We start from the raw sequence: 12574 nt of genomic DNA, 5'->3' as shown, positions 1-12574 counted from the left end.
TGTATCATAAAACATAAAAAAGGAGTCAAGCCTTATAAGAAAAGGCTTGACGGTTTCATTATAACTCTGCTTTTGTTCGCGTCGCAAACGATTGTTGACGTTGTACTTTCGCGTCTTTAAAACGTACAAAAGTTTTCTGACCTTCATCCCATAATCGGAAGCGTAGGGAAGTAAGACTTGTTTTAAGCGTAATCGTCGGAACATGCTGTAATGGAACACTGCTATTGTGAGCCGCTTCTAAATGATAGTTAGGGACACGTGGGCTTAAGTGATGGATATGGTGGTATCCAATGTTCCCTGTCAGCCACTGCAGTGCTTTCGGCAGTTTATAAAAAGAACTTCCTTCCACAGCTGCCTTCACATATTCCCATTCATCATTTTCTTCAAAATAAGAATCTTCGAATTGGTGCTGTACATAGAACAACCAAATGCCTGCTGCTCCGGAGATCCAAAAAATCGGTAACTGTACAAGAACAAATGCTTTCCAGCCGACAAGTAGGCACATAAGCGCTACAACGCCAACGATCGCTACGTTTGTTACATACGTATTTAATCGTTCTGCTCGCTTAGCACCGCGTCTGTTAAAACGATTCTTTAAAAGGAAGACGTAAATTGGACCAAGACCAAACATGATGATAGGATTTCGGTACAAACGATAACGTAGTTTTGTCCAAAGAGAAGCGTCTTTATATTCTTGAACGGTCAGAATCCACATATCACCTACACCGCGTTTGTCTAAATTTCCACTTGTTGCGTGGTGAACGGAATGATCATGTCCCCATTGATGAAAAGGAAATAGCGTTAGTACACCTGTAATTGTTCCGAGTATTTTATTATGTGAGCGTTTCTTGAAAAACGAGTAGTGACAGCAATCATGAAAAATAATAAAAATCCGAACGAGGAATCCGCCCGCTACGACCGCTAGTAAAAGGGTAAGTGCATAAGAAACCGCTAAACTTTTATAGGCGAGAAACCATAGAGCCATAAAGGGTAAGATCGTGTTTATGAGCTGTTGAACGCTTTGTTTTGTATTTGCTTTTTCGTAAGGAGCCATGTCTTTTCGTAAATTTTTTTGCTGTTGAATAGTCATTATTATATCTCCTCTAAACGTGTTAATAGCAGTATAGAGGAAAAAAGAAACCGCTTTAAGTCATACATGTAATAGTACATATATGACAAATGTCATATATGTATGAAAATTCAATAAAAAGGTGGCAGTAAAAAAAGAAACTGGAGCGATGGATGCCACCAAAAAAGTCCTTAAAGGATTACGTTCATAACAGAGTCGGTTGCTTTCCACTCCAGGTCGCTTCGCTTTCCGCGGGGCGTGCGGTGAGCCTCCTCGCTGCGCTGCGGTGTCTCACCTGCCACGCTAATCCCGCAGGAGTCTCGCACCTTCCGTTCCAAACAACCTATAGAGCGGCTGCATCAGATGTAATGGCCGAGTTTCCGTTTTGAAAGGAACTTGGCTGTCTTTTGTTTTGTAATAAAGAAAATCCATTTATTCAAAAGGGTGGTTCCAATGATTCTGTTTCATTGACGTCAACGGAACAAGCACCTTTTCAAAAAGGAGCATACTTCAAGAATAAATCCAAGGGACGGTCTAAAAATTGAAGGGAAGAATAGCGAATTCAAGCGTAGACACGGATATGATGTAGCCACATCCACGGGTCTCGTTCGCATGGAGATGCAAATGGCATTTTCACCGTCAACCTAAAAAGAATGTGAAAGCGAATGAAGGAAAACAAGGGAAGAAGAATGAATAAAAAGCTGGATCGATTCCAAAGAGCGAAATCGATCCAGCTTTTTTGTCTTACGTTCTACTGATCATCTAAAAAATCCGAAGTTTTTCAGTGGCCCCGGAGCGATGCCCAGTTTCTTTTTATCAGTTATTGTTCGCAAAATACTGTTCAAAAATTGATTTTACCTTTGGTACAACATAATGACTGCCGCCTTTTTTAACATCTGCCACCATCATAGCTACGAGAAGGCGAGGATTATCGGTATTAACGGCTACAAACCAACCGTTTTCTTTTCCGCGTGTTCCTTGCTCTTCTTTTAATTCTGCTGTACCGGTTTTAGCTGCAAGCGTCATATTTGGCAGTTTGGCCGCATGACCCGTACCGTTCGGTGCTTCAACTACTTGAATAAGATCCTGTTTGATAATGGACGCTGTTTCTGAAGACATCGCTTGCTTCTTCCAAACTTCACTGTCTTTGCTATCGGCTAAAAGCGTCGGTTTGATGATATTCCCATCGTTCACTAACGCTGTGTACATCATGGCTAAGTGAAGGGGATTTACTAAAACCTGTGCTTGACCGTAAGCCGTATTTGCTAAATCAATTTCAGAACCTAGAGAGCCGCTGTTGGAAAGCTGTGATTTTTTGAAGGCTGGGTATTCAATCGGCAGTGATTCACCGAAGCCGAATTTTTTGGCGCCTTCTTCGTATTTTGTAAGTCCTAGCTTAACAGCTGTTTCCGCAAAATAAATGTTGTCAGAGGTTACGAGCGCATCGCGCAAATCCACTTCAGGCATACTGCCTACACGGTTTACGTGGAATTTCCCCCAGCTTTCATCTTTTTGCCACGGACCATCAATCTTTAATTTTTCATCAGGCTTAATCGTTTGATTATCTAAAATAAGCGATGATGTTACCATTTTCATCGTTGAACCGGGTGAGAACTTGCTTGTAATTCGATTAATTAATGGTTTTTTCGGATCATTTTCAAGCGCCTGGTAATCGTTTGATGAGATACCGAGTGCAAAATCATTGGAGTCGAATGATGGTGCGCTTACCAATCCAATGACTTCACCTGTTTTAGGCTGAACAGCTACGCCAACACCTGTTTCTGTTTTTAACTGGTCGTACATGGCAATTTGGGTGTCTACATCGATTGTAAGCTTGATGTTTTGCCCATTTTTCGCTTCTGTTCGGGCGATTTCTTTCTTTCGATTACCGCGAGCATCTTGTAAATAGATGAATGCCCCATCCACAGCACGAAGCTTGTCTTCATAGGCCTTTTCCATACCTGCACGCCCAATGGTAGACTGCGCATTGTAACCATCTTTTTCTTTTTCCTTTAAAACATCTGCTGTAATGGAACCTGTATAACCTACGATATGTGAACAAGCTTCTCCACAAGGATACACGCGCGCGTTGATTTGATCTGTTAGCACTCCTTGCAATTTTGTGACTTTATTTAAGAGACTTTGATTGTCAAGCGGTACTGTTTTTAACGGTACAAAGGAATCTTCTTTTGCCCATTTTTGACTGAGCTGCTGGTTAATCCACTCAGAAGAGAGTCCGAGCTGTTGACTAAGAGCTGCTACGGTTTGCTCTTTTTGATCACCTAATTTACCTGGGATAATACCAATGCGCGTTGCAGTTCCATCAGTTGCTAGGGCACGATTATCACGGTCAAGAATATCTCCGCGCTTCGCTTTTAATGTTTCCACACGAACTTTATCATCCTTTGTAAGAGATGGGAAAATAAGAGAAGGAGACCAGTTCACATACCAGTTCTCATCATCCTTTTGTTTTTCGTTCGTTACGTTTACGTTTTGAGAAAAGGAGACCTTACCAGCCACTGTTTGCATATTTACATCAACCTTAAGCGGCAGTTCTCCGTCTTTTTCTTTTACATCTTTTTTCGACGTCACTTTTACGGAAAGATCTTTTACATCAACTCCGCTGTAAATTCGCTTATAGCGGTCTACAAACTCTTTTTTCGAAATTTGTTTTTTTGACTTTGTAGATAAATACGAATACATATGATCAAAATCCTGCTTGTTCCACAGGCTGACATATTCATCGAGTCGCTTTTTGCCGTCATCTGTATTGGAGCAGGCGGCCAAAGCAAAAATGACCATAAGCATCATGGCCAATGCGATGATTTTTTTCATTTAGAATCCCTACTTTCTTTCGACATCAATTTCCATTATATACGATTTTCATTAAAAACATGGAATAAGAATCTCTTTTTTAAAAAAACATACTAGATATACCTTTCTCACAATTCTTGCTTCGTACTCAAAAAGAGGGGATGGAGAGTTTTTAGGCATATACAGATCGCTGCTTGCAAAGTATACAAGGAGTGGGCTTTTTTGATACATATTTTTGAATGAATATAACATGGTATTCGTTTTGTGAAAAAATTAGCAGTGCGTTTGTTTGGTCAGTATAAAGGGAGTTTACGGGATTTTGATGTGAAATCTATTCGTACAGTAGTGCGTATGAGGTGACGGTTATAGGAAAGTTCATGTATACTAGACATATACATAAATAAAGTAAACGACGATAGGAGGCAAGTAGAGGTCATCTTAACAGCACAAGTTCATAAGTAATGAACAACAGCCGGAGATGACAGTTGATTTATTATGAAAAGGGAGGGATGCACATGGAATTAGCGCAAAAAAAACAAGATGCACACGTACAGTCTGTGCACCGAAAATTACCGAAAAGCGCCGTTTTAAAGCGAACGATTTTTATTACGTTTGGTGCGATACTCATGGCATTAGGGCTAGAAGTTTTCCTTGTGCCAAACAATGTTATTGATGGCGGAATTACCGGGATTTCGATTATGCTGTCACATATTACAGGACTAAGTCTAGGGATTTTCCTCTTCTTACTTAACCTACCGTTCTTTTTCCTCGGCTACAAACAAATCGGAAAGACTTTTGCATTTTCCACTTTATATGGAATCGTTGTATTATCTGTCAGTACCGTTCTTCTTCACGATGTGCCAGGCGTAACACAAGATACGCTGCTTGCAACAGTGTTTGGAGGCATTGCGCTAGGAGTCGGAGTAGGGATCGTCATTCGCTACGGAGGATCATTAGATGGAACAGAAATTTTAGCGATTTTGTTTAACAAGAAGCTGCCTTTTTCCGTTGGTGAGATTATCATGTTTATGAACCTGTTCATTTTAAGTGCTGCAGGATTCGTGTATACGTGGGACCGTGCAATGTATTCCTTGATTGCCTATTTCATTGCCTACAAGACGATCGATGTAGTTGTCCAAGGGTTAGATGAATCGAAATCGGCATGGATCATTAGCGATGCGTATCAGGATATTGGTGAAGCGATTATGGCTCGACTTGGTCGTGGAGTAACCTATCTGAACGGAGAGGGTGCTTATACGGGAGATGACAAAAAAGTAGTGTTTTGCGTCATCACACGACTCGAAGAAGCGAAATTAAAATCGCTTGTGGAAGATCACGATCCAAATGCGTTTCTTGCGGTATCAAATATCGCAGAAGTTCGCGGAGGACGATTCAAAAAGAAAGATATTCACTAAAAAAACTGGGCTCTCGGCCCAGTTTTTTTATTCATTCTTATTCGTTTTTTGATCGGATGGTTTTTGGGATAAAAAGTCCTGCATTGCTTCTTTGTTTTTATCAAGATCAATTTTGAGAACGGATCCTGCATTTTCGTAGCGTGCATCTTCATAGCTTCCGTTTACAGGAATACGAAGTGACTCAATTTTACCCGCTTGTTTCGTAATAAAATCTGTACCAATTGACAATAAAGTCATGTTTGGAACGTTACTGTCTAAATAGGGATCCATTGTTCCTAACAACTTCGGTAATTTAACAATACTTGAGACGCTGATCGCCTCGTCTTTTAATTTACCGATCACTTCTTGTTGACGACGCACACGACCGAAATCACTTTCGCGGTCATGACGGAAACGAACGTAGCCCAGCAACTCTTTACCATGGAGTTTTTGTTTACCAGGGTATAGGGTTAAACCAAGACCGTGAGACATTTTATACGGAATGTCTACTTCAATTCCATCCGGTGCGACAATATCCACCATTTTCTCAAATCCTTTAAAATCAACGATTGCATAGTATTGGATATCAATGTCAAAGTTTTCTTTGATCGTTTGGCGTAGAAGTTCTGGACCGCCAAACGCATAAGCAGCGTTAATTTTATTTTTTCCGTGACCTGGAATGTCGACATACGTGTCCCGCATGATGGATACGACCTTTGGTGTGTTCGTTTTTCCGTTGTAGTGAGCAATCATGATCGAGTCTGTACGCGCATGTTTTTCTCCACGAGAATCACTTCCAAGCAATAGTACGTTTATGTTATCAATATTAGGCACTTTTCCGTTGAAGGTTAAATTTCCATCTGATTTAAAGCCATCTCCAGCTTGGGATTTTCCTTGGTAGAATTGAAATACGGAGCATCCGCCAATAATTAGTATTAATAATAACAGTATGGGTAGAACTATTCTTCTAAATCGTTTCTTTTTCTTTCTTCTGGTTCGTCTTTCATTTGTCATTTTCGTTTAGCACCTCTATTAATGTCGAATCTTCTCAAACCTTGGCATATTAAGGCAAATAATATTTATATTACCATACTACTTCAAAAAGGAAAGAAGTTTATCAATAACTTTTTGTTTTAAAGCGAACGATGCCATCATTGTAACATTGAAATATGGTTCAAATATGTTTAAATACCAAAAATGAACCATAATCTTGCGATAGTAAGGAAGAAAAAAAGCGGTTTCTCTATTATTCATTTGCTATTGTGGGAGGGTTTATGCCTTAAATGAATACCTGGCTTGGATTAACACAAACTAAAGTACGATAAAAATTAGGACAGGGACGACAAATTGGGATGACTTTTTTCTTATATACAGTTCTTTCATGGGTAGCAATTATCTGCTGGGTAAGGTGTTCAAAACCATTATCATTGCTCAACAATATCTTTTTGTTTTGTGTCTTTTCCATGCTTACAATGAACGTGATTACAATTCTCGGGTTAAATCTAGGGTTGTTGAAAGTTAATACAGATTATGAGGCGTTTTTATCACTCGTTTTATATCGAAATTTTATCATTCCTTTAAGCTTTCTGTTTATTATTAACAAGTACGTGAATGCTGGCTCAAAAACGAAGAGGCTTTGGGTGATCTGTCTCGGTGAAGGAGTGCTCGTACTAGAAGATTTACTTGCACAATATATGAATGTTTTAACGTATATAAAATGGAGCACATGGTACTCACTAGGCACCATTTTTCTTTACATGGTAGGGGGAATTTACTTGGCACGTTGGTTTGAGCGGGTTGAAAAAAAGGAGGCGTAAGTATGATTACGTATGATACGCATTTTAATGCGAATGAATGGTTTGTGATCATCCTTTCTATTGTTTCTTACGCGCTTGTTTGGTCATTGCCTAAGTATTTCTTAAAAGCTGAAACGATCACGTATATCGCTATAGGAGGATTCATTGGTTTTTTCTTTGATCATACCATTTCTGTCCAACCATTCAATTTTTATGACGTTAATGATCGTTCTGTTTTTCAGTTTATGGATTTTTTGTCCTATGTGATGTACGGACCGTTTGCTTATTTCTTTTTATACATATGGGCGCGTTGTCAGCTGAAGCTGATGAATGCACCAATTTACATTTTTGTGTGGTCGTTTTTTAGTATGCTAATGGAATGGATCGGAGTAAAGTGCGGCGTGTATCATTATCAAATGGGGTACAAGCTTTATTACTCATTTGGCATTTATATTGTTACGCAAATTGTGTTATTGTCGTGCTACTATGTCATACAAAAGCAACTCATTAGCCAAGAAAATAGCGGATAACATCATCTACGGATAGGCTGTTATGATCCGTTAAAGCCTTTTAGGAATTATTTTAAAAAGATGATATAGCAGAGAAACGGGAATGAAAGCCGTTCACTTGCATAGATAAAAGGGGTGCAGAAGGAATTTATTTTAGGAAAGCGTAAAAATATCATGGACAAGCTTATAAATTGCGTGGTAATTTAATAAAATGGATAGGGGAATTTAGTGAAGGTGTGATTCACTTATGATGTACGTAATTATTTTCATTATTACTTTATTCGAGATTGCTTATGTAGTGGTGAATAGCCCTGTCTACGCAAATGTTCCACCAGTAGCCCTGTATTTAATTCCACTTATTATAATCTTAGTAGTGGTTTGTTGTTTGATGAAATTTCGACCACGAATGTCCAAAGTTGTTCGGCGTAGCATTTTAACCGTAGAAATTGTCGGGCTGCTAATCGTTCCAACAGCATACGTGAGAGATGTGCCACTTTATACATATGGTGAAGCGCGTGAGATTATTTCACAGCGTGAGAAGGTCTTCCCAGAGCAATTTAGCAAACGCAAGCTGCTAGAGCTTCCTCATAGAGAAGACGGTCAATACTTATATGTATTGAAAGTAAATACAGGTCAGGATGCTATTTATTATGAGTTTAATCCTTATAACGGCGGATATCATCAACGTATAGAAGAATAAAAGTAAGGAGCTGACCCGCGTGCGAGCGGGTCAGCTTTTTTTGCCTAAATACAAGCAATGTAGTCCTTTCAAAAACCTTGTTTATTTCTTCTCTTATTTGCAGAAGCCTGGCGCAATTTGCGAAATTAAGTGTCACCTGTGAAATCCATACGTATTATACAAATAGAGTAGAGAATTTATATCGGAGCGATCCATTATCCAGACCGTTCCTCATCTCATCATAAGCTTATTGATATTGATGTCATTGTGACTTGCACGGGATGCAGAAGGATCTGAAAAAATGGTTATTTGGGGGGAGAACATGGATCATCGGCACAAAGAAAAGCGACAACAATTTTATGAAGGAATACAGGATTTTTGGCCAGATTTATGCAATCAAGAATATGCTCTATATGACATTAAAGTGGAATCAAAAGCGCAAATTGATAAAATCCGTTTGGCAACGGGCAGGGTAGGCCATATTTTCTTCAAAACCGCTAGGCTCATGAGACATTTAGATGATGAAACGTTGTTGCGTCTAGGTTTCCAAAAGAAAATGCTTTCTTACATTCGCCTTCAAACCATCGCCATGGAAACGGTCGTGTCACGTATGGAGTTTGCCGTGAATAAACGCAGCGTGAAGCTCCTTACGCTACATGCTAATACACCACTTTTGATAAAAGAGAGCTTTTCAGTTAATGGGGATGTGTGTAGTCATTTTAACGTGTTAAATCCAAACGCAGGACTAGAAGAGGATTTGCAAAAAGCGCTGCGTAGCGCCATCTCTTACACAAAAGGGTATGTAGGGAAGGGAAGGAATGCAAATATTGTGTTCACATCGTATGAAAAAAGCCTTGAAGATTACTTAACGACTCAATATTTGATGAAAGTAGCGAATACAGAAGCGCAATATTTGCCGTTTTCGGATCTCCGCTTAATCGAGCAGTCGCTTTCTGGAAATAAAGAAGTGTTGTTTAAAGCGGGTTTGTACGATCCTAAGGGCGATTACGTCGATATTTTGCTTCAGCGTAATCAGTTTAGTACATCTGCTTCTAAAGTAGGGAAAATGGAACATATGGTAATGAGTTTTGTAGAGAGTGGCGTGCTGGGAATTATTAATCCACCATCTGCTTTTCTACTGCAATCAAATGCTGTCCAGGCGCTGATTTGGGGACTGCATGAGGAAACACACCCTTATTTTACGAAGAAGGAACATACGTGGATTGCACGTTATTTTGTGCCGACCTATATGGAAGAGGATTATTTCAAGAAAAACAACGTTAAGTACGTGGAAAAGGATTTGTTCAGCCGAGAGAGTGGTGCGGGACAGATAGGTGTAACAGGTGGCGAGGGTTGGATAGGGAAGGAAATGAAAAAACAGTCTGTGTATCAAAAGCATGTGGATCTTCCGAGTCATGAAGTAAAAACGACAGAGGGATTAAAAGTAGTTAATGTGTTGTACAGCTGTTTTTTAGTGAATGGAAAGCCGAGTGCAGTTAGCATTTTAGCCAAGAAAAATCCGGGTGATCACTGTGACTATTATCTGCCAATTGGTGTAGAGCATCCGGTAGAAGAAAATAAGGAAGAGTAAAAAAGGCGCTTTTTTAAGCGTCTTTTTTGTGTGAGGAAGTAGGTGGTTTCCTTGCTTCTGGATTAGGAAACGTTTGGTGGAACGATGAGTTCCGATTTCCTCTACAGATTGCTCCCTTTCCGCAGGGCAGCCGCTGAGCTTCCTCGTCGCTTCGCGTCCTGCGGGATCTCATTTGGTCTGCTAATCCTGCAGGAGTTTCGCATCTTTCGCTCCAATCCCTGGTGTAGGGAATGGTTGTTTTTTAACGAATGTGCCTCCATTCATCTCTCTTTTTGTAGGGGTATTTAGTCAAACGGTGAGTTGGGATTTCCGCTACAGATTGCTTCGCTTTCCACGGGGCGAGCGGTGAGCTTCCTCGTCGCTTCGTTTCCTGCGGGATCTCACCTGACTCGCTAATCCCGTAGGAGTCTCCGCATCTTCCGCTCCAATCCTTGGTGTGGAGATGGTTGTTTTCAGACAAATGTGCTTCCATTTATCTTTCTTTTTGTAGGGGGCAGTAGAGTGGTGGGGTGGGATCTTCGCTACATATCGCTTTACTCTAATCTTTAGTGTGAGAGAGGGTTCTTTCAGTATAAAAGGCGTGTGTGATGAGTTTTTGATTGTGATGCTAAAAGGTTCGGTAAGCAAATGAATTGAAAGATTAGATTCTCCTTGATAGAATAGGCAACACTTACTTATAGAAAAGGGGAGAGAAACGATGACAAAATACAGTAAATTATTTGAACCAACTAAAATCGGCGCATTTAATTTGAAAACTCGCATAGCAATGGCACCAATGACACGCTCTTTTGCAGATGACAATACGGGAGTAGTCAATGATCAAATCGTCGAGTATTACCGTAAGCGTGCAAAAGATGGAATTGGCTTAATTATTAGTGAAGGGGTCGTCGTTACTCCACGCGGAAAAGGAAACCCAGGCGTGCCTGGATTGTATTCTCGTGAGCAAGTTCATGCGTGGAAACGTGTGACGGACGCCGTTCACGAAGAAGGAGGCACAATCGTTGCTCAAATCTGGCACGTAGGTCGCTTATCTCATCATGAGCTCATTAAAGGATCTGCGCCTGAAGCACCAACTGCTATTCAAGTAGACGCGCTTGTTCCGCGTTTCCGTAAACCGTACGATAAGCCGGAAGAAATGACGATTGGTCGCATTAAAGAGGTTGTGTCTCTTTACGCAGCAGCTGCGAAGAATGCGATTGAAGCTGGTTTTGACGGTGTTGAAATTCACGGAGCACACGGTTACTTAATTGATCAGTTTGCTTCTGACGTTTCAAATAAGCGTACAGATGAATACGGCGGAGACCTTGCAGGTCGTTTAACATTTATGAAAGAGGTTATTAAAGAAGTGATTGATGCAATCGGCGCAGATCGCACAATCATTCGCTTCTCACCTCATAAAGTTGATAACGTTGAGTATCGCTGGGAAGATGCAGATGCAGCGATTCGCACATTTACAGAAGCGTTCAAGGAAGTGGGGGTAAAAATTATTCACCCGTCTGTTCTTGACTTCACAGAAAAATTTGCGGGAGATCAAACGATTTATGATCTTGCTCGTAAATATTGGGATGGCCCAATCATTGGTGTAGGTAGCTTAACGCCAGATCTTGCTGAAGAAGCACTTGAAAAAGGTGTGATTGACGTAGCGGCGATTGGTCGTCCATTGATTTCAAACCCAGATTACCTTGAAAAAGTGAAAAATGGCGAAGAGCTTGTCGAATATGATGCAAAAACTCATTTACCAGAACTTGTGTAAATAAATAGAAAGACTGAAAGCGCGTGTGCAAAGAAGTTTGTACACGCGCTTTTTTTGAGTGAAATTCACCGAAATGAATCTTTTTTTACAAGATGAATGCTTGAACGCCCAGTTTTTCATATAATGAGTGAAAAGAAGTAAGGGAGGATGGAACAATGAAGCACTATATTTGTCAAACGTGTGGAACACAGTACAATGCAAAAAGGCAACCGATCGCGTTCTGTCCCATTTGCGAAGATGAGCGCCTGTATGTAAAAGACGATGGTCAAACGTGGACGACGATTGAAGAAATGAGAGAAAACGGCTATCAAGTTGAGCATCGTGAGGAGGGGGAAGGACTTATAGGGATTGGAATTAGCCCCGCCTTTGGTTTTGGGCAGCGAGCACTATTGCTTAAAACCGAGCATGGAAACATTTTATGGGATTGTATTTCGTACATGGATCAAGAAATCATTGCGATGATTAAAGCGGAGGGAGGAATTGATGCCATCGCCATTTCTCACCCTCATTACTATGGAAGCATGGTCGAATGGGCAGAACAATTTGATTGTCCAATCTTTTTGCATGCGGACGATGCGGCTTTTGTTATGCGGGAAAGTGATCGAATTACCTTTTGGGAAGGAAATCGTCACGTTATTAATGAGGATGTTACAATTGTCCGACTTGGGGGACATTTTCTTGGTAGCGCCGTTCTGCATTGGGAAAAAGGGGCTGACGGAAAAGGCGTTCTCCTTACGGGCGACACGATTCAATTAGTGGCAGATAAGCGCTGGGTAAGCTTCATGTACAGCTATCCGAACCAAATTCCTCTACCCATTCGTGAAATTAAACAAATGATGAAGCGATTAGAATCGTATCCGTTTTATACCCTCTACGGAAGCAAATGGGGAGAGATAATACGTGAGGATGCGAAAGTGCGTGTGAAAAAGTCAGCGGTTCGCTATATTCAAGTGTTAGATAATTAAACGT

At 40.5% G+C, this 12574-nt stretch carries 12 protein-coding genes and 1 pseudogene; 8 read left to right on the top strand and 5 right to left on the bottom strand.

Annotated features, from left to right (window positions below):
• Positions 1 to 58: 58 nt before the first annotated feature.
• Together desA and AMD01_RS24520 are read right to left on the bottom strand one after the other, a co-directional pair.
• Positions 59 to 1090, bottom strand: coding sequence for a Delta(5) desaturase DesA (gene desA, locus AMD01_RS15990; RefSeq protein WP_053402435.1), 1032 nt, complete (start codon positions 1088 to 1090; stop codon positions 59 to 61).
• A gap of 170 nt (positions 1091 to 1260) precedes the next feature.
• Positions 1261 to 1407, bottom strand: coding sequence for a hypothetical protein (locus AMD01_RS24520; RefSeq protein ID WP_169775979.1), 147 nt, complete (start codon positions 1405 to 1407; stop codon positions 1261 to 1263).
• A gap of 120 nt (positions 1408 to 1527) precedes the next feature.
• On the opposite strand from AMD01_RS24520, the pseudogene AMD01_RS24760 reads away from it, so the two are divergent.
• Positions 1528 to 1728, top strand: a pseudogene (locus AMD01_RS24760) (IS5/IS1182 family transposase); the annotation flags it as partial.
• A gap of 157 nt (positions 1729 to 1885) precedes the next feature.
• Here AMD01_RS24760 and AMD01_RS15985 read toward each other — a convergent pair.
• Positions 1886 to 3904 (bottom strand): penicillin-binding transpeptidase domain-containing protein, encoded by a 2019-nt coding sequence (locus AMD01_RS15985; protein WP_053402434.1) that lies wholly within the window; start codon positions 3902 to 3904, stop codon positions 1886 to 1888.
• A 488-nt stretch (positions 3905 to 4392) separates the two neighbouring features.
• On the opposite strand from AMD01_RS15985, the gene AMD01_RS15980 reads away from it, so the two are divergent.
• On the top strand, positions 4393 to 5298 hold the full coding sequence (locus AMD01_RS15980) for a YitT family protein (protein WP_053402469.1): 906 nt from the start codon (positions 4393 to 4395) through the stop codon (positions 5296 to 5298).
• A 27-nt stretch (positions 5299 to 5325) separates the two neighbouring features.
• Here the strand turns inward: AMD01_RS15980 and AMD01_RS15975 are convergent, their stop codons facing one another.
• The gene (locus AMD01_RS15975; RefSeq protein WP_053402433.1) at positions 5326 to 6291 is read right to left on the bottom strand and encodes an LCP family protein; all 966 of its coding nucleotides are present in this window, start codon (positions 6289 to 6291) and stop codon (positions 5326 to 5328) included.
• Between the two features lie 449 nt (positions 6292 to 6740).
• On the opposite strand from AMD01_RS15975, the gene AMD01_RS15970 reads away from it, so the two are divergent.
• From AMD01_RS15970 to AMD01_RS15955, 4 genes are all read left to right on the top strand, one after another.
• Positions 6741 to 7094: a hypothetical protein gene (locus AMD01_RS15970; protein ID WP_157052767.1), complete on the top strand. Its 354-nt coding sequence runs from the start codon at positions 6741 to 6743 to the stop codon at positions 7092 to 7094.
• A 2-nt stretch (positions 7095 to 7096) separates the two neighbouring features.
• Positions 7097 to 7603 carry a hypothetical protein gene (locus tag AMD01_RS15965; protein WP_053402431.1) on the top strand — a complete coding sequence of 169 codons (507 nt, stop codon included), beginning with the start codon at positions 7097 to 7099 and terminating at the stop codon, positions 7601 to 7603.
• A 226-nt stretch (positions 7604 to 7829) separates the two neighbouring features.
• Entirely contained in the window at positions 7830 to 8282 is a 453-nt protein-coding gene (locus AMD01_RS15960; protein WP_053402430.1) for a hypothetical protein, read from the top strand.
• A gap of 301 nt (positions 8283 to 8583) precedes the next feature.
• Positions 8584 to 9852 (top strand): glutathionylspermidine synthase family protein, encoded by a 1269-nt coding sequence (locus AMD01_RS15955; RefSeq protein ID WP_169775978.1) that lies wholly within the window; start codon positions 8584 to 8586, stop codon positions 9850 to 9852.
• Positions 9853 to 10093: 241 nt separating this feature from the next.
• On the opposite strand, the gene AMD01_RS24240 is transcribed toward AMD01_RS15955, so the two are convergent.
• On the bottom strand, positions 10094 to 10324 hold the full coding sequence (locus AMD01_RS24240; protein WP_157052766.1) for a hypothetical protein: 231 nt from the start codon (positions 10322 to 10324) through the stop codon (positions 10094 to 10096).
• 225 nt (positions 10325 to 10549) lie between these two features.
• On the opposite strand from AMD01_RS24240, the gene AMD01_RS15950 reads away from it, so the two are divergent.
• Positions 10550 to 11605 (top strand): oxidoreductase, encoded by a 1056-nt coding sequence (locus AMD01_RS15950; RefSeq protein ID WP_053402428.1) that lies wholly within the window; start codon positions 10550 to 10552, stop codon positions 11603 to 11605.
• Between the two features lie 155 nt (positions 11606 to 11760).
• Positions 11761 to 12570 carry an MBL fold metallo-hydrolase gene (locus AMD01_RS15945; protein ID WP_053402427.1) on the top strand — a complete coding sequence of 270 codons (810 nt, stop codon included), beginning with the start codon at positions 11761 to 11763 and terminating at the stop codon, positions 12568 to 12570.
• Positions 12571 to 12574 lie beyond the last annotated feature (4 nt).

The sequence above is a fragment of the Priestia koreensis genome (assembly GCF_001274935.1).
GTDB lineage: Bacteria > Bacillota > Bacilli > Bacillales > Bacillaceae_H > Bacillus_AG > Bacillus_AG koreensis.
This window is presented reverse-complemented; position numbering and strand designations above follow the sequence as displayed.

Coding starts and splice junctions, on each gene's coding strand:
- AMD01_RS15955 (WP_169775978.1), top strand. CDS start 8,584: ATGGATCATCGGCACAAAGAAAAGCGACAACAATTTTATGAAGGAATA.
- AMD01_RS15975 (WP_053402433.1), bottom strand. CDS start 6,291: ATGACAAATGAAAGACGAACCAGAAGAAAGAAAAAGAAACGATTTAGA.
- AMD01_RS15970 (WP_157052767.1), top strand. CDS start 6,741: ATGCTTACAATGAACGTGATTACAATTCTCGGGTTAAATCTAGGGTTG.
- AMD01_RS15960 (WP_053402430.1), top strand. CDS start 7,830: ATGATGTACGTAATTATTTTCATTATTACTTTATTCGAGATTGCTTAT.
- AMD01_RS15980 (WP_053402469.1), top strand. CDS start 4,393: ATGCACATGGAATTAGCGCAAAAAAAACAAGATGCACACGTACAGTCT.
- AMD01_RS24240 (WP_157052766.1), bottom strand. CDS start 10,324: ATGGAAGCACATTTGTCTGAAAACAACCATCTCCACACCAAGGATTGG.
- AMD01_RS15950 (WP_053402428.1), top strand. CDS start 10,550: ATGACAAAATACAGTAAATTATTTGAACCAACTAAAATCGGCGCATTT.
- AMD01_RS15965 (WP_053402431.1), top strand. CDS start 7,097: ATGATTACGTATGATACGCATTTTAATGCGAATGAATGGTTTGTGATC.
- AMD01_RS15945 (WP_053402427.1), top strand. CDS start 11,761: ATGAAGCACTATATTTGTCAAACGTGTGGAACACAGTACAATGCAAAA.
- AMD01_RS15985 (WP_053402434.1), bottom strand. CDS start 3,904: ATGAAAAAAATCATCGCATTGGCCATGATGCTTATGGTCATTTTTGCT.
- desA (WP_053402435.1), bottom strand. CDS start 1,090: ATGACTATTCAACAGCAAAAAAATTTACGAAAAGACATGGCTCCTTAC.